The following is a 23,768-nucleotide window of genomic DNA, read 5'->3' as shown; positions in this document are numbered from 1 at the left end:
TGACCATAAACAAACATAAAATAATTAACAAGTCAATTTTTAAAATAAAATTTTCACAACCTTTGTATTTCTAAAACCTCAGTAATTCAAAATTTCATACCAAAATGCTTGACGAAACCCCAAAACGATTTGACCGTATTGTCGCTATCCTGATTCAGCTGCAATCTAAAAAAATTGTAAAAGCACAGGAATTGGCTGATCGTTTTGAGTGCAGTTTGAGAACTATCTACAGAGATATTCGAACACTCGAAGCATCTGGCGTACCCATTTATAGCGAAGCGGGCGTTGGTTATGCTTTAATGGAAGGTTACAGATTGCCTCCCGTAATGTTTACACGCGAAGAGGTAAGCAGTTTTATTGCCGCTGAAAAATTGATGCAGAAATTTACCGATCCGTCTCTAGGGACTAATTATGCCTCTGCGATGTACAAATTGAAATCGGTTTTGCGAAGCGCCGATAAAGATTATCTAGCCAATATTGAATCGAGAGTGGTCATGAACACTGCCGAACCAATGTTTAATCATAATTCGCCTAATACTTTGGCAGTTCTTTTTGAAGGAATTGCCGAGAAAAAACAAATCTTACTCTCGTACAAAACTTTTAGCAAAGAAGAAACTACACAACGAAACATAGAACCAGTAGGCGTTTTTCACGATAATAACAACTGGTATTTTTTGGGATATTGTCACTTGAGACAAGATTACCGTCAATTTAGAACAGACCGAATTCTTGGAATCCAGAAAACGGAATCTGATTTTTCCATTGAACATGAAGCCTTAGAAACTTATTTAAAAAAAACAGAAAATTGCCCGACAACTAAAGTTAGAATTTTGGTCGAAAAGAAAATCGCAAGATATCTGGCATCTGAAAGAAAATACCATGGTTTTGTGACAGAAAAAGAAATCGGAGATAAGATCGAAATGACTTTTATGTGCCGTAGCATGGAAGACGGTTTTCCTCGATGGTTCTTAATGTTTGGAGATTATGCCACAATCCTAGAGCCGGAAAGTTTGAAAACAAGAATTTTAGAATTACTAGAAATCAACAGACAAAGACTTATATAAAAAAAACTCTCAAAGAGAATTTTCTTCTTTGAGAGTTTTTTTATCGTTATTTGAAATTATCTTTCCCAGAAAAACGGTGGTTCAATATTTAAAGCTCTTAAATAAACATATGCTTGTCCTCTGTGATGGACTTCGTTATCAATAAAATACAAAACATTCTGGATAATAGGAAATTCATACTGTCCGAAAAGATTAAAATTTTCGCTAAAATCTTCAATAGACAATTGTTCCCAGTATTTATTGATTTCTGCTGTCGCTTCGTCCCATTTTTCAAGATACTGCGCTTTAAAAATCAATTTTTCTTCTCCTTCTGAGAATGCTTCGACTTGTTTTGTTACAATTCCTTTAAGTCCTGGAACTGCAATAGCCAAAAGTTCATCAACCAGTTTTGCAAAAGGGCGCATTCCTCCTATTGAAAATTCGAAGAAATCTTTCTCTGGAAAAACTTCAATCAAACGACGTGTAAGAGCGCGATGTCCTTGCCAGTGTTTCAATAAATCTTCTTGTGTAATTACTTGTGCAGTTAATGTTTTCATGATTTTAAAGTTTAAATATTTTTAATACTCCAAAAGTAGAATGGGCCGGTGACAACAGTTTGTCAGTAGGAAAAAATATTTTTAGAAATCTTTTAATATTCTGTCTTTAGTCATACAAAAAATAAGTTTTTCTTTTTTGTTTTTAAACGATTGCAATCCTTTATGCACTAGAGGTTTCCGAAGAATTTAACAAAATCAAAATTATCTTGCATTTTTGCTTAAACTGCACTTATAAATCATAAAATACTGACAGTCATAATTTTAACAATAAATAATTTCGTAATTTTAAATAACCCAACGAATAAAAATAGGAATCATGAGAGCTGCTCTACTTCTGCTTTTATTATTTTGTTCGGCTATATCTTCATCACAAGGAATCATAGTCGACACTACAACCTTGGGCATACCGGAACTAGTTCGAGCCGAATTGATGCAAAATGGCTGTTCCAACGAAAGTAATTTCAAATTCTCATCGCATCAAGGAATCGGTAAATTCACCAGCACTAATCCAAACTTTCCGATTTCAAGCGGCATCATCATACGAAACGGAATTGCTAAATATACTGAAGGACCGTACAGTGGCAATAACGAAAGCAGTAAACTGAATAATGCTACAGATAGCGATTTACAGCAAATCAGCGACAGCAACGGACAAGTTGTGCCCGTTACAGATGTCAGTTTTCTTCAATTTGATTTTACGCCATTATCAAGCAATTTTAGTTTTGATTTTTTGTTTGCTTCAAATGAATACGGAGAATTTCAATGTGGTTTTAGTGATGTTTTTGCTTTTATCTTGACGGATTTAACAACTGGCATTTCTATAAATCTTGCCGTAGTGCCGGGAACAACAACTCCCGTTTCGGTCAAAAATATTAGAGATCAGCAATATAATTCGTCTTGTTTATCTGCCAACGCTAATTTGTTTGACCGTTACAATGTTGCAAATCCTGCTGAGTCAGCTATCAATATGAGAGGCGAAACCAAAATTTTAACCGCTTCTTCAACTGTAATTCCAAACCGAACTTATCGTATAAAATTGGCGATTGGCGATTATAACGACAGCAATTATGATTCGGCAGTTTTTATAAAAGGCGGCAGTTTTATGACTACTATGGATTTAGGCCCAAACAGAACCATTTGCCAAGGCGAAAAAATCACACTTAAATCTGATCTCGTGGGGAATTTCAGCTATGTCTGGACACTAAACGGAACTGTAATCCCAAACGAAACCAGCAATTCTTTGATTGTTGACAAAGCAGGAACTTACGGGGTTACCGCAACACTTTCGGGCTGTGTGGTTAAAGACGAAGTTATCATTAAAGATCTAACTGTCAAATCTCCTAAAAATCTAACGGCCTGTTTTAGCACAAGTGGTACTTATCAATATGATTTGACACAAAACAACTTAACCGAATTAGGGATTGATCCTGCCGAACATACAATTTACTATTTTGAATCATTAGCTGCAGCGAATGCAAACGGCCCAGTTATACCCGAAAATCAATTAAAATCTTATGTAAGTTCAGGCAATCAAACCCTATACATAAAAGTGGTGCCCGTTTATGATAAAACTTTCTTTTGCAACAATGCAATTTCATTCAATTTATTGGTAACCGATCCAATAAATGTTGTAAAACCACCAGACTTAAACGTTTGTGATATTATTTCTAAAAACGTAACTGTTGATTTAACGGTTCAGGAAAAACTCATCCTAAATGGATTAAATTCTTCGCAATACAAAATCAGATATTACACCAGCGAAACAGATGCAAATCTAGCTAGAAACAATATTGCAGATCCGAAAGTGTTTATTACATCTTTAGCACAATCGCCGAAAACAATCTGGGTTCGTATTGAAAATACCTCGAACACGGTTTGTCATACAACAGTTAATTTCAGTATCATTATTAATTCACTCCCAGCGGTTGATAAAATTCAGAATGTGATTGCCTGTAATAGTTATACTTTGCCTCCAATAACAAATGGCGAATACAACACAGCGCAAAACGGAACAGGAACGAAATTAAGTCCCGGAGATGTAATTACAAAAAGCGGCACTTACTATATTTACACAGGTCCAAATACGAACAATTGTACCAATGAAAGCAGTTTTAATGTAACCCTGATTTATGAAATTGGTTTCAAAAAAGAAGCCTGCGGTCAATACATAGTCCCAAGAGTACCTGCAGGTGGTTTTTTCACACAGCCAGGAGGACATGGAGATGTCATTCCAGACGGAACAGCCTTTACAACCAGCCAAACTATTTATTATTATGCCGTAATTAATGGATCTGTATGTCGAGACATCGCAGTACCATTTACCGTATATCCTTTGCCAGAAGTAGACAAACCTACCAATGTCGTTACTTGTGATTCGTACACACTGCCACCTTTGACAAACGGAAATTATTTTACATTATCAGGTGGTTTAGGCAAAGCTATGAAAGCTGGAGATAAAATAACTTCTAGCCAGACTGTATTTGTTTTTGTGAATGACGGAAGATGTACCAACGAAAATTCTTTTAGAATTGATATTGTTAATTCTTCGATTTTTGTTCCAATTTCGCGTTGTGGCAGTTTTACGTTGCCTTCAATTGCCGTTGGCGGTTATTATGAAAGTCCAGGCGGTCAAGGCAAAAACATTCCAGCTGGAACTGTTATTACCAATTCGCAAACTGTATATTATTATGCAGCAACAACAACTTCACCCAACTGTACCGAAAATCTCAAATATGTAATTACGATAAAACCGCTTCCTCCTGTAGATACTCCAGCCAATAGACTAGAATGCGCACGCTATATTTTACCACCATTGGTAAACGGAAACTATTTTACAAAAACCAACGGCGGCGGAACACGACTAAAAGCAGGTGACATTATAACCACAACACAAACAATTTATGTGTATTCAGTGGGTCCCGAATGCACAAACGAACATAGTTTTACCATTCAAATAAAACCGCTTCCACTCGTTGATAGTTTTACGGATGTTGTAACCTGTACCGATTTTAAACTTCCAAAACTAAAAAACGGAAAATATTACACCGCTACGGGAGGTCCACAGGGCTTGGGAACTCAGTTAATTGAAGGAACAGCTATCAATACCACTCAGACTATTTATATTTACAACGAATGGGCTGATTTTACTTCATGTAATAATGAAACTTTCTTTAAAGTAAATTACATCGGAATAGATGTCGGCAATTTCAGCAACATAAATGTTTGCGATAGCTACACATTACCTCCGTTGAAACTGGGAAATTATTATGCACAACTGGGCGGAAAAGGTCCTATTATTCCAGTCGGAACCATCTTAAAAAACTCGCAAACTGTTTACGTTTATGCCGTTTCGGGCAATCGACTCACCTGCGTTAGCGAAAAGAGTTTTTCGGTTACGATTTCCCAAACTCCCGTATTAATCAATACTCCAGATGTTGCGATTTGCGAAAACTACACTTTGCCTTCTTTAGCAGTTGGAAATTATTACAGTGCTCCTAATGGAACTGGAATTTTATTTACTGCTGGTCAAAAAATAAATACTAGTCAAAGATTGTATATCTATGCGGCATCGCCTACAAATCCTAACTGTTTTGCTCAGGATGATTTTTACATTACTATTTATCCTTTAAAAAATTTCTCTTTACAAAACGGAGTCATCTGTGTTGATTATCAAACTGGAAAATTATTAAATCCTGTTGTATTGAATTCCGGAATTAATTCACCCGATTATGCTGTTGAATGGTATTTTAATAACAATAAAATAAGTACAGGACCAACATATACTGCAACTCAAGAAGGAGTTTACACTGTTGTTCCCATCAAAAACGTACCTGATGTTGGTAACGACTGCGGTTATAATCCAGCTACTGTGACCGTAGAAAAGTCAAGTCCGGCGATTGCAACCGTAACGGTGTCGGATGAGTTTGAAGATAATATTGATATCATCGTAAACCTTACAAATGGCTTTGGAACTTATGAATACCAGTTGGACGATGGAGATTTTCAAAGCTCCAATATATTTCAAAATGTTGATTCTGGGGAACACGCTATTACAATAAGAGATATCAAAGCAAATTGTGACAATATTATTTTGTTTGCCAAAGTGCTCAAATATCCTAAGTTTTTTACCCCAAACAACGATGGTTACAACGATACCTGGAACATTCCTGATCTCGCTGATCAGCCAGATGCCGTCATCACTATTTATGACCGTTATGGTAAATTCATAAAAATGATTAAACCTTCTGGCGTGGGCTGGGACGGAAATTTTAATGGTGGCCCGCTTCCTTCTTCCGATTATTGGTTTCAGGTTACTTACACTAAAAACGGTGTTATTCAGGAATTCAAAGCTCATTTTAGCATGAAAAGATAATTCATTCTTTTGGCGTGTCACCATGCCGACAAGAGGGCAAACTTAGATTGCGCTTATTCGCCCTCTTGTCGGCATGCTGTCAGGCTGTCCGCGTTACTTCGGTAACTTGCTCCCATCCTTCACGCAGTACAAAAAGAACGTTTTTTGGGAAATTATAATTGAATATCTGTCTGGAAACACTTTGCACAGACGCACTGCAGTGCGTCTCTACAGAATAAACATTCTAGAAAAAACTTAGACCCTTAGCATCTCAGAATCTTAGCATCTTTAAAAAAAACCTTTGTACCTTTGCAGCTTACAAACTTTGGAACTCAGAAAAAATGATAGAAGATAAAAATCCGCAGCGAACCAGTATAGCGCAATTGGGCGAATTCGGTTTAATAGACCATTTAACCAAAAACTTTGATGTTACTCAGGAATCGACTTTAAAAAGTATTGGCGACGATGCCGCTGTTCTTGATTTTAAGAATAAAAAAGTCGTTGTTTCGACTGATTTATTGATAGAAGGTGTTCATTTTGATTTGGCTTATATGCCTTTGAAGCATTTGGGATACAAAGCTGTTGTGGTAAACGTTTCTGATATCTGTGCAATGAATGCGAAACCAACACAAATTACGGTTTCAGTAGCAGTTTCTAACCGTTTTCCGTTGGAAGCTCTTGAAGAATTGTTTGATGGAATTACACATGCCGCAAAAGAATATAAAGTAGACGTTATTGGTGGTGACACAACCTCATCTCAAAAAGGTTTGATTATCAGTATTACTGCAATTGGAGAAGCTGACGAAAATGAATTGGTTTACAGAAACGGAGCCAAACAAACCGATTTATTAGTAGTAACCGGAGATATTGGTGCCGCTTACATGGGATTACAGGTTTTGGAACGCGAAAAACAAGTTTTTCAGGTTAATCCAAACAACCAACCCGATTTAGACCCTTACACCTATTTGGTCGAAAGGCAACTAAAACCAGAAGCTCGCAAAGATGTTCGTACGCTTTTGCATGCTCTTGAAATAAAACCAACCGCGATGATTGATATTTCAGACGGTCTTTCTTCAGAAATCATGCATATCTGCAAACAGTCAAAAGTGGGTTGTAATTTATATGAAGATAAACTTCCTTTAGATCCGCAGTTTATTTCTACTTGCGAAGAATTTAATATCGACAGTACAACAGTTGCCATAAATGGCGGCGAAGATTACGAACTTTTGTTTACCATCGATATTAATGATTTTGACAAAATAAAAGGAAACCCTAATTTCTCTGTTATAGGCCATATGACAGAAGAAAACGAAGGAACTCATCTTGTAACCCGCGCCAATACAAAAATTGCCTTAAAAGCTCGCGGATGGGATGCTTTGAGTGAATAAATTTTTAAAAAATCCAATAAAAAAATTCCAAATTCCAACAGTTACAAACATTGGAATTTGGAATTTGCTTTTTGGAATTCCCTTTAGAAAAGTCCCTTGCTTTTTGCTTCTTTGATTAAATCTTCGTCTGAGCCGCTTTTTATTTTGAGGAGTTCTTTCATGCTTTTTTTTCGTTTTTCAATGGCTGAGAACGAAATGGGAATATATTTTGGCATGGCGTCAGACTCTGTTCCATTTGACAAATGAACCAAAATCTGTTTGTCGAATTCATCTATTTCGATAGCATTGTGAGTAGTCTGATTCAGCATTTTTATTACTGACTGACTGTAATACTTTTCATTTTTCATGATCTGGTCTAGCGCAAAAAGCAATTCATCAAAAGTCAAATCATTTTTGATGATCAAACCGTTGGGCTGAATCGTTCTGATGATGGTTTTAATTTTCAGGAGTTCAGTGTACATCGTTAAAAGTACGATTCTGCATCCTGGGATTTTTTTCATCAAAAGTTTGGCTAAATCTTCTCCTGAAAATATTTCTTTTTCTTCGTAAGCAGGCATACTGATATCCAAAAAAGCAATATCAAAAAGTGGCACATTTGGACTTTCGATTAAATCGTAAGCCGATCTGCAGTCGTGCGCCTGAGAAATTGCAAACTCATACTCTTTTGGGTTGTAGCGAGTAATCGCATTTTTGTATCCCTCTATTATAAAGGGATGGTCGTCTACGATTAAAACATTTCGCCTGATTAAGTTTGATGTTGATTTGGGGTTGTCAAATATCATTGTGATTCAGGTTTATATTTTGGTCAATGGGAATTTTCACCTTAAGTGTCGTACCTTCTGCTTTTACAGATTCTATTGTCACAATACCTTTAGATTCGGCTGTACGGTATTCAATGTTATGAAGTCCGATTCCGTTTTTAGTTCTTCTAATATCAAATCCAATTCCGTCATCAGCAATTCTAACGACTAAAAAATCATTCTCAATTTTCAATTCAACTGTAATAATATCTGCTTCTGCATATTTGTTACAATTCTGAAGTCCCTCTTGTATAATTCGATACAAATTAATCTTATCGATATTACTGATTAATTCCCATTTGATATTGGGATCAAAAGTGGTAATTAATTTTGACGAATAAGTATTTTTCTGATTTTCAAACAGTTTCTTTAATATCGCTACAAAATTATTAATTAATTCTGACTTTTCCCTGTTCAGGTCGTGAGAAATTTCTCGAATATCCTGCTCGATATTTTTGAGTTCGTTCAAGTATTTTTTTCTTTTTTCTGCTGCCTGCGCTTCATCCATTTTATCAAGACTGTCCAGGCTTATTCGTATTCCGAACATTCTTCCTAATACTCCGTCATGAAGTTCCTGTGCTACTTTTTTCTTTTCTTTAATGCGGGTTTGTTCGATTTCATTTTGCTGCGAAATCATTAAATTATAAATATCTTCATTGGCAACCTGTTGCTGTTGTTTAAAAATCAGTTCGCGGTTTTTTGCCTGCTGGGTTTTATAAACATAAAAAAACAAACCAATCAAAGTGCAGATACTGAAAACATAAATAAGCGTTTTATTCTTTTCCTGAAGATTAGAATTCTGGTCTTTGATTTCGTTGGTTTCATATTCTATCCTCGAAAACTTCTCTCCCATTTTACGTTCAGCTTTTAGCATTTTTTCGTTAAGGTGAATATATTCTCTCGAATATTTAGAAGCATTTTTAGGATCAACCGCCGCAGTTTGTTTCAGCGCTTCGAGCGTATTGATAAGTTTTGTTGAACCTCTTGATAAAGTCAAGGCTTGTTTTGAGAACTGAAATGCCCTAAAAGTATCTTTTTTAAAAGCAAAATATTCCGATAAATGGATTTTACTAGAAACTACGCCAGAGGTAAGGTCAAGGCTGTCTCTGATTCTCAAAGATTCGAAAAACAAATCTGGTAATTGATCCGATTCGTTCAATTTGAATTTGCTGTACCCTAAATTATCCAGTAAAATTGCATAGAGACTTGTTCTATCGATAAAAAGATTCTTTTCCTGCAGTCCTTTTTCAAAAAAGCCTTTTGCTTTTCTGTAATTGTTCATGTGCATGTAGATAAAACCAATATTGTTTAAAGAGGCTGCTTTGTACTGATATGCCGAAGCTATGGTTTTATCATTCAAAATATTCAAAGCTTTGGTCTGAAACTCTAGAGCTTTGTTATATTCTTCTCTTTCGTTGTATAAAATTCCGAGCAGGTTATTACTTTCATACAAAAGCTCATTTACATTTTTTTGCTTTTTTAGAATACTCAAAGCTTTAAAAACAGCTATTTCACTTTCAAAAAAATCACCTTCATTGTATTGCAGGTTTGCTTTGTTTAAAAAAGTTTTGGCAAGATTGATTTGATCATTGATTTTCAGATACGTTTTTTCTGCTTTATAATAATTCATAAAAGCACTATCTGGCACAGATTGAGACAAATAATAATCGCCTAAATAGGTGTAAGCCTTTCCCATATGAACAGAATCCTTAGACTTTTCTGCTCTTTCAAGAATCAATTTTGTGGTTTCGAGATACGATTTCCAATCGCTCATATTGTAATAGCGATTAGCAACTTTAAATAGATTGACCTTATTGAGTGAATCGTCTTTTTGGCTTAAAATAATATTGAGTGCTTTCTGATTGTATTTTTGCTTGATTTTTAAAGGAAGGTTATTCTCTTTGGCCAACGAAAGAAAAGTCGGCAGGCTGTCTATTGCAGCAACAGTATCCTGATCTGACCCCGTTTTCTTGGTGCAGGCCAATAAAACAAGAAATAAAAGGAATAGTATTTTGTTTTTTTTCTTCAATTGTGTTTCAGAATTTTCTCAAAAATACTAAAAAATAGATACAAAAAAAGCTGTCAGAATCTGACAGCTTTAATTTGTATTTTGATGTGTAGCTTAGTCTACTTTTTTATCGTGTCCAAAAGATTGGTTAACGTTTGCAAAATTCATGTGATTGCTTCTTTGCAATTCAGTGTTAGATCCATGAAAATCTTGTTTTTTAATAACACCACCTGCAGCACCACCGTCGATTGGTAATGTTTTAATAGAATCGTTTGCTGCTAAATAAACTGGAGCTTCTGGAGCTGCAAAAGAAGTTGCTACTGTTACTAAAGAGAATAATCCGAATGTTAATGCTGTTTTTTTCATGACCTTGAGATGTTAATTTTGTTTTAATATTTTTGGAGAATCATTGCTTTTTGTTGCAAATCATGGTGTAAAACTACTACCGTAATCAAAAAAAATTTATACAAAAAAATAGGTTTATGGTAGATCATACCCAATTGATAGTCAATGGACGTCAAATTAATGTAAACGCTTAATTTTTAGACCTCTAGGTAATTTCCAGCTGCAAAATCGGCAATAATTAGATCAACATTTGCCTTATAAGTTTTAGAAAAAGGGATTTTTTTGGAGGAGTTTTTTATGTAACACATTGAGTTTCCGCTATGAATCCTCGAAATGTAATTTCTGTTGATAACATAACTGTTATGAATCCGGATAAAAGGAAATGTCAAAACACTCTCAAAAAGCTTCAATGTTTTAAATGCTGTGATCATTTCACCGCTATTCAGATAAATATCTGTTGAATTATTATCGGCTTGAAAATAGCAGATATCTTCTGCATTTATATAACGATAATCTCCATAAGATTTAATACAAATAATGAGAGGCTCTGCTATACGTTGCGCCATTCTTGCAAACGGAACGGCAGAAGTCGTAATTTCATTTTTGATTTTGATTGATTCTGATGCCAAAGTGCTTTTGTCTAATTTCAAAATCAGCTTGAGTAAGTCTATCTGTATTACAGGTTTTACGATATAATCAAAAACATCATATTTGATGGCTTCAAAAGCCAAATCTTTTTTTGGAGTTGTAATAATGATTTTTGGAACCGTAGATAAATACCTATACAATTCATTAATAAAAGAAAATGATAAATTACTGGGAATGTTTTGTGGAGCAATTTCTAAAAATATCAATGCTGGTTGTTGTTCCAAAACCAATGCAAGCCCTTCTTCGTAATCAGATGCCGACCCAAAAAAACTTAATTCCGAAAAGCCATCTGCAACTGTTCTAGTGTTTACAGCACTTTCGGGGTCATCATCAATTATAATATACGAATACTTTTTCAATTTTAAGTTTTAGTTGTTTTCACCGAATTCATCCAGACTATCATTTCTTTTTGATAAAGAAACAATTATTTGCGAACACTTAGAAAAAAATTTGGATTTAGTATTTTACTTATACTTAAAATTACGAATATTTAAAACTGAAACTACTCATTGTTAATACATTAATATCAAATGTTAAAATTTTGAAGTTTAAAAATATAAATGAGAATCAAATGCTATTCGTTAAACAAAAAAATCCCAAATTCAGAATTCTGAATTTGGGATTTTGAATAATATGGAGAAAAAATTACATCTTCATTAACCAGTTTTTCATCGAAACTTCGTTTTCAATGATACCTCTTAAGTCAGCTATTTTTACACGGTCTTGTTTCATTGTATCTCTATGACGAATCGTTACTGTTTCGTCTTCCAGAGTCTGATGATCTACGGTGATACAGAAAGGCGTTCCTAAAGCATCTTGTCTTCTGTAACGACGTCCTACAGCATCTTTCTCATCATAAGCAACATTGAAATCCCATTTCAAATCTTCAATGATTTTTCTTGAAATTTCAGGCAAACCATCTTTTTTCACTAACGGTAAAACCGCTGCCTTGGTCGGAGCTAAAACTGCTGGCAATTTTAAAACCGTTCTTTCAGAACCGTCTTCTAATGTTTCTTCTTTTAGCGAAGTAGCAAAAACAGCCAAGAACATACGATCTAAACCAACAGAAGTTTCTACTACATAAGGAACGTAATTTTCGTTTAATTCAGGATCAAAGTATTGTAATTTTCTTCCTGAATATTCTTCGTGTGCTTTTAAGTCGAAATCAGTTCTAGAGTGAATTCCTTCTAATTCTTTAAATCCGAATGGGAAATTAAATTCGATATCAGCTGCTGCGTTTGCGTAGTGAGCCAATTTCTCATGATCGTGAAAACGGTAGTTTTCTTTTCCTAATCCTAAAGATAAATGCCATTTCAAACGAGTTTCTTTCCAGTACTCGTATGATTTCATTTCTTCTCCCGGACGCACAAAAAACTGCATTTCCATTTGTTCGAACTCACGCATACGGAAAATAAATTGTCTTGCCACAATCTCGTTTCTGAATGCTTTACCCGTTTGAGCAATTCCAAAGGGAACTTTCATACGACCTGATTTCTGAACATTTAAGAAGTTCACAAAAATACCTTGAGCTGTTTCTGGACGTAAATATAAGTCCATTGCGTTTTCTGCAGAAGCACCCAATTTTGTTCCGAACATTAAGTTGAACTGCTTTACATCTGTCCAGTTTTTAGAACCGGTTTCAGGATCAGCGATTTCAAGTTCTTCGATCAAAGCTTTAACATCTTCTAAATCTCCAGCACCTAAAGAACGTCCTAAACGCTCTCTGATTTCTTTTTCTCTAGCCAAATATTCAATTACACGAGCATTTGTCGTTACAAATTCCTGTTCGTTGAATGCATCACCAAAGCGAGCTTTTGCTTTATCAATTTCTTTTTGCGCTTTTTGATGAATTTTTTCAGCAAAATCTTCAACTAAAACGTCAGCTCTATATCTTTTTTTAGAATCTTTATTATCAATTAATGGATCATTGAATGCATCAACGTGGCCCGAAGCTTTCCAGGTCGTCGGATGCATCAATATTGCAGCATCAAGGCCGACAATATTTTCATTCATCTGAACCATTGATTTCCACCAATATTCACGGATATTCTTTTTTAATTCGACACCGTTTTGTGCGTAATCATATACAGCACTTAAACCATCGTAAACTTCGCTTGACGGAAAAATAAATCCGTACTCTTTTGCGTGCGAAACCACATTCTTAAATATATCTTCTTGTTTTGCCATAGTGATGCAAAAATATAAAAAGTACCTTTAAAAAAAAGAAAAATTATAAAGTTTGAAACGGGTTTTTGGTTATTTTTGTAAATAAATTCCTCTATTTTGTGATTAATTCTCTTTTAAACCTCTTTTTTCCGAAAGTATGCAGCGGTTGCCACAAGATTCTGATGTCTAACGAAATGGTTTTCTGCACAATCTGCCGCCACGAAATGCCTTTGACGTATTATCATTTGGACCCAAAAAATGAAGCTTCGAAAAAGTTCTACGGAAAGATTGACATGCCTCATGTTTCGACATTTTTATATTTTAATAAAAGAGGAATTGTTCAGGAACTCATACATAACTTAAAATACAAAGGTCATCAGGAAATCGGAACGGTTTTAGGAAACTGGTATGCAGAAGACCTTAAAGAACTTCAGTTTAGCAAGCCTTTTGAGGTTGTGATTCCTGTACCGCTTCACAAAAGAAAACTAAAAGAAAGAGGCTACAATCAAACCGTGACTTTTGGAAAAGCGATTGCCGAAGGCTTAAACCTCGAGTATAATGATACCATTTTGTATCGAAAAAAATATTCCAAAACACAGTCAAAAAAGAATCTTTTAGGCCGGTCTGAAAATATCGAAAACATTTTTGATATTCAGTTTACAGAAACCGACCACAACAAACATTTCGTTCTTGTAGATGATGTCCTGACTACTGGTGCTACTCTGGAAGCCTGCTCTCGAGCATTATTAAAAATTCCGGGAGCCACAATAAGCGTAATCTGCATAGCAATAGCTCATTGACTTTTAAGTTTTAAGCTGATGAGCTTTTTGACATTAAAAAACAGTACTTTCTAATTTCGAAAATTAGTTGACTACTATTTTCTTTACCGTTCTTTTTTCTCCGTCGATAATCGTTACAAGATAAACTCCTGAAGCAACATTTGGAAGCTGAATGTTCTGATTGAAATTGGCTGTCGCCGCAAACTCTGCATTGTAAACCGTTCTTCCTAAAATATCATGCACAAAAACTTTTACTCCTGTATTGGAATTACTTTCGAACTGAATCGTAAAATTACCTTTGTTTGGATTTGGATAAAGCGCAAAATTTAGATTTTCAAAATCTGACGTTCCTAAAGTATAGGTTTTATTACAAATATTTAGTGAAGCCGAATTTATAGTTCCGAAAGCGCCCGTGACATTATCACGAACACTAAAAGTCCAGTTTCCTTGAGGATTTTCTCCATTAAAAGCGGTTAAAGCATCAACTGGAAGTACAATCTGGTTTGTAGTTGTGCCACAGCTTAAAGTTGTCCCTTCATCATCAAACTGCAATGATAATGTCGAGTTTGTACTGCCACAGCTTTTGTTGAATAAACGCACTATTGTGCCACTCGGACTTACAAGCTGCATTTCTAAATCAGAAAATCTAGCATGCGTTACATTTACTGAAACATTTACATCTGAAATAGTACCCGTAGAAGCAGGAACACTTATAGTTTTATCTAAATAAGTTGAGCCGAACGGAATGCTATAGGCATTACCAACACTATACGATGTGCAATCAGTAGAAACACTATAGCCAACTGCAAAAGGTTTGCTGTTTATTGCATAATAAATGTTTCCTACAGGTTCTACCAAGACTCTGCAGTTGTTAGAGACATTTATTCCGGTTGGCACCAAAATGGTTTCAGAACCATCGTTTGGAGTATTAGAAGCCAGTACTACAGGGAAAGTTAAACCACCATCTAAAGACAATTTAATATTAACATTGGCCGAACCCGAAAGTGTATTGGTACTATTAACACTCCACGTAATAGTTTGAGAAGATCCTCTTTCCCATCCTACATTATCGGTATTTTGCGAAGTTACTGCAAAAGGCCCTATGGTGGCGCTTACTGTAACAACCATAGCGTCTGTTCCAGTTTGTGCCGTGCCTTCGGCTGCATTGTCTCTTCCGGTAAGGGTAAAATTCATTGTTCTGGCAACTGAAGAAACCGATTCCCATGTTGTTGTCAACACATTATTCAGAACAGAACTTAAGGCTGGCATATAACGAATAGGAGAAGTACTCGGCGCAATCGATCTAAACATTGGGCCGTCTGGTTTTGCGGCGTAAGCTACCGAGTTTGAATTAAATGTTGTAACAGCACTGTCAAACTGCTCCCATGTATAGGTTATTGAATCACCTTCTGCATCTGTTGCCGTTCCGGTTAAAATAAAAGGAGTGCTTTTTGGAATTGTATAATCGAAACCAGCATTCATAACTGGAGGATTGTTTGCAATTGCAGTAGTGACTGGGCAAGATTTTCCGGCAAGATTGGTCTGGATTTGAAGAATGCTTCCGTACGAAAAATAATCATCCGAATAATTCTGAACATCATAATTTCTTGTTACACCTGCGTATCCCATAATTGTGGAACCGCTTCCAGGCTCGTATTGTGTTCCCGTACCTTCACTTGTGTGAGAAAATGTATGAGTACCACCTAATTGATGCCCCATTTCGTGTGCTACAAAATCGATATCAAAAGTATCTCCCTGCGGTCTTGCATCAGCTGGAGAGGTATAAGCACTTCCTTTTGCTAATGGATCACCTGTTGTTGGGTTTACACATACGCAACCGATACAATTGGCATTTCCGCCACCGCCCGAAGCTCCGAACAAATGTCCAATATCATAATTAGCATTTCCGATTACCGAGGTTAAAGTGCTCTGAACTTCTTGCCCCCAAGTCGGATTCGTGCTGGACGCACCAGCAGATGCATTAGAATACGGATCGGTTGAAGCATTGGTATAAATAATTGCATCGTTATTGGCAATGAGAACCACTTTTACTGCGAGATCTCTTCCGAATATGCCATTGACACGTGATAAAGTTGCGTTCATTCCCGCAAGGGCACCTGCTTTTGTACCGCCGTAAAATGCAGTATATTCTCCAGTACATGATAATGCCAGACGAAGCGTTTTAAACTGTTTTGTACTGGCAGCCGTTTTGGCGGTTTTTGATGAAAACCCATCCGCTAGACTTAAATTTGCCGTTTTACAATCTAAACGCATTTTTGTATCTGCATTGTCCGTAGATTTAAAAACAACATATTCTGAAGTATTTTCTGGATTCTGCTCAATATACTCCGTCGATTTTGCTGGACGAAAAACCATAGTCTGTACACCAATCGGCGCTACACTGAAATGAACTTTAGCCGATTTATCATCAATTCCTCTTCCTTCGTAAGCTCTAATCTCGGGATATTTTGACTGTAGTTCGGGATCAAAATTCGAAGATTCCCAAACTGAAAATCGTTCTAAAACTCCTTCACTGTTCGGAATTGTAATTTCAGTCGGATTACCTGCTGCGTTCAACGTCGTTGCTAAAGCAAGTTTTTCTTTTAAAGAGTTTGTATTTAAGGTATAATACTTTTTACCTGAATCTACGGCTATGGTGCTTTTTCTAAAAGAAGAAGCAGAACTTACCTGTTGCCACAAATTATCATTTTGCGCAAAAACAGCAGCGCCGCAAGAAAAAAGGAAAATAAAAAGTAATAGTTTTTTCATGTTTTGAAAATTGATAATCAAAAATAAATCAATTAAATCAAATTCTTACATTATATACGACAATTAATCCTTTTTTGTCGACGAGTACATTAATTCAGACGAAAAGAAAAGTTTTATTAGACAAAAATCGGAGACAGATTACTTTTAAATTTAAAATAGAATAGTATAAATTTGCAGCATCTTTAAATAATTTGTTTTGAAGCTCTTCAATTCTATAAACGATTTTCAGTCTGCCAAGAAAACCATTTTAACTCTGGGCACTTTTGATGGCGTTCATATTGGTCATAAAAAAATTCTGGAACGAATTACCCAGCAAACTGAAAATGGAAAATACGAAAGCCTTGTACTTACTTTTTTTCCGCATCCAAGAATGGTTCTTCAGGAAAAATCAGAAATCAAACTTTTAAATACGATTTCTGAAAAGACAAAACTTCTTGAAAAAACCGGAATCGAAAATCTTGTCATTCATCCGTTTAACGAAAATTTTTCAAGATTGACGGCAGAAGAATTTGTTCATTCTATATTGGTCGATCAGTTCAAAATTCATAAAATTATTATTGGGCACGACCATCGTTTTGGCCGAAACAGAACGGCTAACATCGATCATCTAATCGCTTTTGGTGCCGAATACGGTTTTGAAGTGGAGCAGATTTCGGCACAGGAAATTCAAGATGTATCGGTAAGTTCAACCAAAATCAGAAAAGCACTTAACGAAGGAAATATGGCTTTGGCAAATGAATATCTAGGCTACAATTATTTCCTAACTGGAAAAGTGGTAAAAGGGAAACAACTTGGAAGAACAATTGGTTTTCCGACCGCGAATATTCAGATAGAAGAAGAATACAAACTGATTCCAAAAACGGGCGTTTATGCTGTAAAAGCAACTGTTAGTGGAGGAACTGTTTTCGGGATGATGAATATCGGTTTCAATCCGACAGTAAATGGCGATCGCCAGACTATAGAAGTACACCTTTTTGACTTTAACGAAGACATTTACGACCAAGAAATTGAAGTTTCTCTTTTGCATTACATTCGTGAAGAACAAAAATTCGGATCAGTAGAATTGTTGAAAAGCCAATTAGGTCAAGATCAGTCATCGGCTTTAGATTTTATTTCAAAAATCGCATAGTTCGGCTGTAGACTTTTTGTCTATTTTTAAATCATCGTAGTTATTTTTTTAGTAAATTTGATACAGAACTCTGTTTTTCAAATATTTACTATTAACTTCTTTAAAAATAACCACTATGAAATTACCTAAAGAAATTACCAACGGTTTTTTGATTTTTCTCGGAATTGGCATTTATTTTTTATTGATGAATGTACTGGGATTAGCAGATTTATTTTACCTAAGAACACTTAATGTTTTCTTTATATTTTATGGTGTAAACAGGACAATGCAGATGAATCTTCACGAAGGTGAAACCAATTTTGTTTCTAATGCTGTTTCTGCAATGGCGACGTCGGTTGTTGGTGTGTCAATGAGTGTATTTGGGTTATTGGTTTATAGTTATGCCCGAGGCGGAGATGCTTATGTAAAAACACTTTCTGAAACTTTTATGTTTGGAGGCAATCCTTCTGTTCCTACTTATTGTATCTGTTTATTGTTTGAAGGAATTGCTTCTTCTGTAATCGTTACGCTAATGATGATGCTGTATTGGAACAACAAATATGCAGCTGACTAATTTTCTAAATAAATATTAAAATAGCGGCACTTTAAAATCATAGAAAAACATTTTATGATTTTAAAGTGTTTCTTTTTTAAAAAGACCAACTAATCTTCAATTCAAAATATTCAGTATTGCTGATTAGAACAATTTAGTTACTTTTGAAACTTCAAAAAACAATGTATCAATGAGCATTACAAAACACAACTGGACCAAAGACGAAATAATCGCCATATATAACAAACCTTTAATGGACCTGCTTTATGAAGCGGCAACCATTCACAGACAACAACACGATCCAAATGTTGTTCAGGTTTCTACTTTACTTTCTATTAAAACAGGAGGATGTCCTGAAGACTGCGGTTACTGCCCGCAAGCTGCGCGTTACAACACCGGAGTTGAAGGAAATGATTTAATGACCGTAAGCCAAGTAAAAGCTCAAGCTTTGAGAGCAAAATCAAGCGGATCTTCAAGAGTATGTATGGGAGCTGCATGGAGAAACGTAAAAGATGGTGAGGAATTTGATCAGGTTTTAGAAATGGTGCGCACCATCAACAAACTGGATATGGAGGTTTGCTGTACACTTGGAATGCTTACCGAAAATCAGGCAAAACGTCTTGCAGAGGCTGGTTTGTATGCCTACAATCATAACTTAGATACTTCTGAGGAATATTATAAAGATGTTATTTCGACACGCGGATTCGAAGATCGTTTACAGACTATTGAGAATGTACGTAAAACAAACGTTACGGTTTGCAGTGGCGGAATTATCGGAATGGGCGAGAGCATCGAAGACAGAGCAGGAATGCTTGTGGCGCTTTCAACTTTAAATCCGCAACCAGAATCAGTGCCTATTAATGCATTGGTTGCAGTTGAAGGAACTCCAATGGAAGAAGAAAAACCAGTAGAAATCTGGGAAATGATCCGTATGGTGGCAACTACCCGAATTGTAATGCCAGAAACACAGGTTCGTTTATCTGCAGGAAGAACCAATATGTCTCGTGAAGGACAAGCAATGTGCTTTTTTGCAGGAGCTAATTCTATTTTTGCAGGTGACAAACTATTAACTACACCAAATCCTGATGTTAACGAAGACATGAAAATGTTTGAGACCTTGGGAATGGTTCCTCAAAAACCTTTTATTAAAATCATGCAGCCAAAAACGGTTGAAGCCGCAGATTCTGAATATACTTCTTTAGGTGAAAAACCAAAATGGTCAAGGCCAGGACATACAATTGAAAGAAATCTTGACGCATCGATTAAAGCAAAAATTTAAGCAAAAGAGTTAATAACTCTCGATAAGTATTTTTAAATTGCTTATAACTCAAAATGTTATAAGCAATTTTTGTTATTTATCAAATGAAACTAAAACAAATAGAACGGCTAAAAAAAATCTCGAAAGAAGATTTTGTTTCGCACTACGTAAAACATCAAATTCCAGTTGTTATAGAAGAACTGACCGAAGATTGGCCTGCCTATACTAAATGGAAATTATCTTATATGAAAGAAATTGCAGGTCATCTAACTGTACCTTTGTACGATGACAGGCCTGTTAATCATGAAGACGCTTTCAATGAGGCGCATACTCATATGAAAATGAACGAGTATATTAATCTTTTGGAAGAAAAGCCAACCAATTATCGTATCTTTTTGTACAACCTCATGAAACAGGCACCTTCTCTAAAAAATGATTTTTTGTGGCCTGATATTGGCTTAAAACTTGTCAAACAGCTGCCGATGATATTTTTTGGAGGAGAAAACTCAAAGGTCTTCATGCATTATGATATTGACTATTCGAACATTCTACACTTTCATTTTCATGGAGAAAAACAATGCATGATTTTTGCTCCAAGTCAGTCAAAATATATGTACAAAGTACCGCATGCACTTATTTCACGTGAAGATATCGATTTTGACAATCCAGACTACGAAAAATTTCCAGCGCTTAAGAATGCAGAAGGCTTTATTACTAATTTAAAACACGGAGAAATGCTATATATGCCCGAAGGCTATTGGCATTATATGAAATATTTAACACCCGGATTTTCGATGAGTCTGCGTTCTTTCCCTAAAAACATCAGCAATTTATCAAAAGCGGCGTATAATGTTTTAATAATGCGCCATTTTGATGTAATGATGCGAAAAATCAAAGGTCAGAAATGGATTGATTATAAAAACGAAAAAGCCATCCGAAATACACACCAGCATTTAGAAAAGACTTTTTAAAAGTAAAAAACCATCCTTTTACGGATGGTTTTTTATAACTATAATTTTAAAATTATCTATCGAAATATAATTTTCTTCGTATTGATCCTTCCATTGTCTAAAGTAATTTTCAAAATCAAAACCTGTTCGGCAGACTGTAAATTTGAAATCTGATATTGAGCACCTCCTATATTCTTTTTGTCATAAAGCAGTTTTCCAGAAATATCAAACACGGCAATATCTTTTAGATTTTCATTAAAAGCTTCAGAATTGACTGTGATTATTTTGTCTTTCACAGAAACATAAATAAGGTTGTCGGTTTTCTCAAAATCATCGGTATCTAAATTGACTAATCCAAAACTAAGCTCGAAACGGTCTGGAAAAACACCTGTATTACTTGTAAAAGTATAATTGCTTTTTTGCAGGTTGTGAGTAACACCAGTCATTTTATCTTTAAGGAATACTGGAATAACATTTAAATGACCATCTGCATGATCAATTTCAATAAAAAACTCACCGTTTATGCTTAGTTTGTATCCAAGCGGAATAACATCAAGACCTGTAAAAGGCAATGCACGTCCCTGAATAACTAATTTTTTGTCTTCCATTATACTATAAAAATCAAGATATTTATTACCATCCATGGTAACAGCATCATAATTGGTATCCCAGCTGTTTGTTGCGCCTTCTATATAACCTATCAGAATTTGTTTAAAAGCGCCTTCTTTATTCCTTAAATTAATCCATACTCTGTGTCTTTCAATAGCTGCAGAAGATGTAGTCTTAAAGAACTGGCTATTGCTTCCGGGAACACGCATAGAATTCGTAAAAACAGCTGAGGACGCATTTTTAGATTGCACAAAAAATGATTGTCCTGCAGCAATATATCCCAGAGGCTGAGCTTGATTTCCCGGAGACGAAGCGCCAGTACCAATCATATTACCAACAGTTGTACTACCGCTTAAATTGTAGAGGGCATAATCGTTTGAGGTATAGTTATTCTGTGCATTTCCTGGCACTGAACCGCTTGGAAGCGAATTATGAGTCCAAAAAGAAAGAGTTCCATGTAAATTTGCTGCATTGTCTACAATAAACTGATCCGCATAAACAGCAGACGGATAAGGATTTCCAATAAGATTCCATTTATCCAAACCTCCAAGCGGCACAGTAACTGGTCCGTTATTTGGAACACCAATAAACTCTGCATTGTATACCGTTGCAATTGTTGTACTATGACTCTGAGGCGCCCTAACATTATAACCAACTCCTTTTGCCATTTCTTCTGTTCCATAATTAATGATAACCCAACGGTCTCCCGCAGCATTGTATTTATAATATTTATCCAATAACGTACCAGGAGAAAGATTTTGCAATGTAAACGCTGGCACACGGGTAACTGGCGATGACCAATAAGTAAAATCGAAACGACGTACTGGCATCGTATTTCTTCTATAAATAATATTCCCTGTATTGACAGCATCAGTTGTCTGATAAAGACTCGAATTATTTTCGAAGATAAAACTTCCTCCACTATTGGTTATCGAATTTGTAATGGTTAATGTATGATTAGAATTTACAGTAACGGTTACACCTGAATCTACAACGCAAGAACATCCACTTAAATTTCCGGTTGTTGAATAATTTCCTGTAAATCGAATCGCATCTGTAATAGTCGGCTCACTTCCTTTAGACCAGCTGGTTCCATTCCATATATTGGTACTGGGAGCAGCTATTTCAAGATTTGCGGTAGAATTAGAAAGACAAATTGCTACATTATGTACTGTAAAAGTATAATTTCCAGGAGCAAGATTACTTATGGTATAACTTGTCCCCGAAGAAGTATAAGTCTGATTTACTGTTCCTGTTTGAGTAATTGTCCAGTTAGGACTAGACGGCAAACCATTTAGAACAACACTTCCTGTTGAATTAACACAAGTTGGCTGTACAATTGTTCCAAATACGGGTGTAGAAGGTTTTGGCTCGATATCAATTCTAGTTTCAATAGAAGCTTCTTCCGTACAAGATCCGTTTTTAACAACTGCACGGTAGCTGGTACTTGTTGTTAATATTCCTGGCTGATAGGTACTGTTAGTATGACTAATTGGCTGCCATACATACGGAATCGCTTCTGCATATTCCCATCTTACAATAGTTCCTGTATAGCCGCTTAGAGTCAATAACGGACTTGGGCTACCGCTACAAATATGGTCACCGCCATTGACTATACCTCTTACTGTTGTTATTACTGTCGTTGTATTTGATGCACTCACAGTCGAAGGACATCCAATCGATGTATATCCAACGGTAACTGTTTTACTACCCGTTGTAAGCCATTCTAGTGTTACTGAATTGCTAGTACCAGAAAGATTACCAGAAACTACATTATAATCAGTCCCCAGCGTTCCAGGAACTGACCAGATATAATTTGACTGTCCTGCCTGAGTAGTATAAGTTGCAGATGTATTTACACATACTGATGTCACGGGTTGAGCAGTAAAAGATGGTGTCGGAGTCGGATTTACGATAATGGTTGCTGAACCTCCCGTAAAACCGCTGCTTCTGGAACAGGTATTCGAGCCTGTTACTGAAACCAAGGTATAGGTCGTTGTAGATGTGACTGGAGTAGTGAAAGTCGCGAACGGAGTTCCGCTTACTACGCTATTAACTGTACGGTCGGCAGTACCGTCATTATAGACAACCGTATAAGGCCCGGTTCCTGTGGTTGCAGTAAAGGTCAATTGCCCTGCGCCTGTTGCACAGAACGGGCCGTTTGCCGTAAGGCTTCCCTGTGGCAGCGGATTTACCGTAATGGTCGCAGAAGCTCCCGTAAAACCGCTGCTTCTGGAACAGGTATTCGAACCGGTTACCGAAACCAAGGTATAGGTCGTTGTAGACGTGACTGGAGTGGTGAAAGTCGCGAACGGCGTTCCGCTGGAAACATTATTGGCTGTCCGGTTGGCCGTTCCGTCATTATAAATAACCGTATAAGGTCCTGTTCCGGCGGTTTCCGTAAAGGTCAGCTGGCCGGTGCCTGTCGCACAGAAC

Annotated in this window: 16 protein-coding genes; 8 read left to right on the top strand and 8 right to left on the bottom strand. The window is 36.1% G+C overall.

The features are described 5' to 3' along the window. Window positions 1-104: 104 nt before the first annotated feature. On the top strand, window positions 105-1,064 hold the full coding sequence (locus tag ACFFLS_RS00080; RefSeq protein ID WP_379683918.1) for a helix-turn-helix transcriptional regulator: 960 nt from the start codon (window positions 105-107) through the stop codon (window positions 1,062-1,064). A gap of 56 nt (window positions 1,065-1,120) precedes the next feature. On the opposite strand, the gene ACFFLS_RS00075 is transcribed toward ACFFLS_RS00080, so the two are convergent. Next, on the bottom strand, window positions 1,121-1,600 hold the full coding sequence (locus ACFFLS_RS00075; protein WP_379683919.1) for a DinB family protein: 480 nt from the start codon (window positions 1,598-1,600) through the stop codon (window positions 1,121-1,123). 316 nt (window positions 1,601-1,916) lie between these two features. On the opposite strand from ACFFLS_RS00075, the gene ACFFLS_RS00070 reads away from it, so the two are divergent. After that, window positions 1,917-5,972 (top strand): T9SS type B sorting domain-containing protein, encoded by a 4,056-nt coding sequence (locus tag ACFFLS_RS00070; RefSeq protein WP_379683920.1) that lies wholly within the window; start codon window positions 1,917-1,919, stop codon window positions 5,970-5,972. Between the two features lie 320 nt (window positions 5,973-6,292). After that, the gene (gene thiL, locus ACFFLS_RS00065; RefSeq protein ID WP_379683921.1) at window positions 6,293-7,339 is read left to right on the top strand and encodes a thiamine-phosphate kinase; all 1,047 of its coding nucleotides are present in this window, start codon (window positions 6,293-6,295) and stop codon (window positions 7,337-7,339) included. An 83-nt stretch (window positions 7,340-7,422) separates the two neighbouring features. Here thiL and ACFFLS_RS00060 read toward each other — a convergent pair whose 3' ends face one another. From ACFFLS_RS00060 to ACFFLS_RS00040, 5 genes are all read right to left on the bottom strand, one after another. Beyond that, window positions 7,423-8,121: a response regulator gene (locus tag ACFFLS_RS00060; RefSeq protein WP_379689062.1), complete on the bottom strand. Its 699-nt coding sequence runs from the start codon at window positions 8,119-8,121 to the stop codon at window positions 7,423-7,425. After that, window positions 8,111-10,168, bottom strand: a complete 2,058-nt coding sequence (locus tag ACFFLS_RS00055; protein WP_379683923.1) for a tetratricopeptide repeat-containing sensor histidine kinase — start codon at window positions 10,166-10,168, stop codon at window positions 8,111-8,113. Before ACFFLS_RS00055 ends, ACFFLS_RS00060 begins: the two co-directional genes overlap by 11 nt. Before the next feature lie 93 nt (window positions 10,169-10,261). Next, window positions 10,262-10,513: a hypothetical protein gene (locus ACFFLS_RS00050; protein WP_379683924.1), complete on the bottom strand. Its 252-nt coding sequence runs from the start codon at window positions 10,511-10,513 to the stop codon at window positions 10,262-10,264. A 176-nt stretch (window positions 10,514-10,689) separates the two neighbouring features. Beyond that, window positions 10,690-11,499: a LytR/AlgR family response regulator transcription factor gene (locus ACFFLS_RS00045; protein ID WP_379683925.1), complete on the bottom strand. Its 810-nt coding sequence runs from the start codon at window positions 11,497-11,499 to the stop codon at window positions 10,690-10,692. A gap of 286 nt (window positions 11,500-11,785) precedes the next feature. Further along, window positions 11,786-13,327, bottom strand: a complete 1,542-nt coding sequence (locus ACFFLS_RS00040; protein WP_379683926.1) for a glycine--tRNA ligase — start codon at window positions 13,325-13,327, stop codon at window positions 11,786-11,788. Between the two features lie 161 nt (window positions 13,328-13,488). Between ACFFLS_RS00040 and ACFFLS_RS00035 the strand changes: the two genes are divergently transcribed. Next, a complete protein-coding gene (locus ACFFLS_RS00035) occupies window positions 13,489-14,106 on the top strand; it encodes a ComF family protein (protein ID WP_379683927.1) in 618 nt (205 codons plus the stop codon). 63 nt (window positions 14,107-14,169) lie between these two features. On the opposite strand, the gene ACFFLS_RS00030 is transcribed toward ACFFLS_RS00035, so the two are convergent. After that, window positions 14,170-16,854, bottom strand: a complete 2,685-nt coding sequence (locus tag ACFFLS_RS00030) for a zinc-dependent metalloprotease (RefSeq protein WP_379683928.1) — start codon at window positions 16,852-16,854, stop codon at window positions 14,170-14,172. A 196-nt stretch (window positions 16,855-17,050) separates the two neighbouring features. Here ACFFLS_RS00030 and ACFFLS_RS00025 point away from each other — a divergent pair, with 196 nt between their 5' ends. The 4 genes from ACFFLS_RS00025 to ACFFLS_RS00010 all read left to right on the top strand — a co-directional run bounded on the left by ACFFLS_RS00025 (window position 17,051) and on the right by ACFFLS_RS00010 (window position 20,744). After that, entirely contained in the window at window positions 17,051-17,983 is a 933-nt protein-coding gene (locus ACFFLS_RS00025) for a bifunctional riboflavin kinase/FAD synthetase (RefSeq protein ID WP_379683929.1), read from the top strand. A 115-nt stretch (window positions 17,984-18,098) separates the two neighbouring features. After that, a complete protein-coding gene (locus ACFFLS_RS00020) occupies window positions 18,099-18,536 on the top strand; it encodes a hypothetical protein (protein ID WP_133526082.1) in 438 nt (145 codons plus the stop codon). Window positions 18,537-18,705: 169 nt separating this feature from the next. After that, the gene (gene bioB, locus ACFFLS_RS00015; protein ID WP_379683931.1) at window positions 18,706-19,794 is read left to right on the top strand and encodes a biotin synthase BioB; all 1,089 of its coding nucleotides are present in this window, start codon (window positions 18,706-18,708) and stop codon (window positions 19,792-19,794) included. An 83-nt stretch (window positions 19,795-19,877) separates the two neighbouring features. Further along, the gene (locus ACFFLS_RS00010; RefSeq protein WP_379683933.1) at window positions 19,878-20,744 is read left to right on the top strand and encodes a cupin-like domain-containing protein; all 867 of its coding nucleotides are present in this window, start codon (window positions 19,878-19,880) and stop codon (window positions 20,742-20,744) included. Window positions 20,745-20,800: 56 nt separating this feature from the next. Here the strand turns inward: ACFFLS_RS00010 and ACFFLS_RS00005 are convergent. Further along, window positions 20,801-23,768, bottom strand: a 2,968-nt coding sequence (locus ACFFLS_RS00005) for a RemA C-terminal-like gliding motility protein (RefSeq protein WP_379689059.1), incomplete at its 5' end; no start/stop codon positions are given.

It is taken from the genome of Flavobacterium procerum (assembly GCF_042431625.1).
Lineage (GTDB): Bacteria > Bacteroidota > Bacteroidia > Flavobacteriales > Flavobacteriaceae > Flavobacterium > Flavobacterium procerum.
This window is presented reverse-complemented; position numbering and strand designations above follow the sequence as displayed.

Bases quoted from the DNA above. Each gene is read 5' to 3' on its own strand.
- ACFFLS_RS00070 (WP_379683920.1), top strand. From the start codon at position 1,917: ATGAGAGCTGCTCTACTTCTGCTTTTATTATTTTGTTCGGCTATATCT.
- ACFFLS_RS00075 (WP_379683919.1), bottom strand. From the start codon at position 1,600: ATGAAAACATTAACTGCACAAGTAATTACACAAGAAGATTTATTGAAA.
- ACFFLS_RS00040 (WP_379683926.1), bottom strand. From the start codon at position 13,327: ATGGCAAAACAAGAAGATATATTTAAGAATGTGGTTTCGCACGCAAAA.
- ACFFLS_RS00020 (WP_133526082.1), top strand. From the start codon at position 18,099: ATGAAATTACCTAAAGAAATTACCAACGGTTTTTTGATTTTTCTCGGA.
- ACFFLS_RS00050 (WP_379683924.1), bottom strand. From the start codon at position 10,513: ATGAAAAAAACAGCATTAACATTCGGATTATTCTCTTTAGTAACAGTA.
- ACFFLS_RS00010 (WP_379683933.1), top strand. From the start codon at position 19,878: ATGAAACTAAAACAAATAGAACGGCTAAAAAAAATCTCGAAAGAAGAT.
- ACFFLS_RS00060 (WP_379689062.1), bottom strand. From the start codon at position 8,121: ATGATATTTGACAACCCCAAATCAACATCAAACTTAATCAGGCGAAAT.
- thiL (WP_379683921.1), top strand. From the start codon at position 6,293: ATGATAGAAGATAAAAATCCGCAGCGAACCAGTATAGCGCAATTGGGC.
- ACFFLS_RS00035 (WP_379683927.1), top strand. From the start codon at position 13,489: ATGTCTAACGAAATGGTTTTCTGCACAATCTGCCGCCACGAAATGCCT.
- ACFFLS_RS00080 (WP_379683918.1), top strand. From the start codon at position 105: ATGCTTGACGAAACCCCAAAACGATTTGACCGTATTGTCGCTATCCTG.
- ACFFLS_RS00030 (WP_379683928.1), bottom strand. From the start codon at position 16,854: ATGAAAAAACTATTACTTTTTATTTTCCTTTTTTCTTGCGGCGCTGCT.
- bioB (WP_379683931.1), top strand. From the start codon at position 18,706: ATGAGCATTACAAAACACAACTGGACCAAAGACGAAATAATCGCCATA.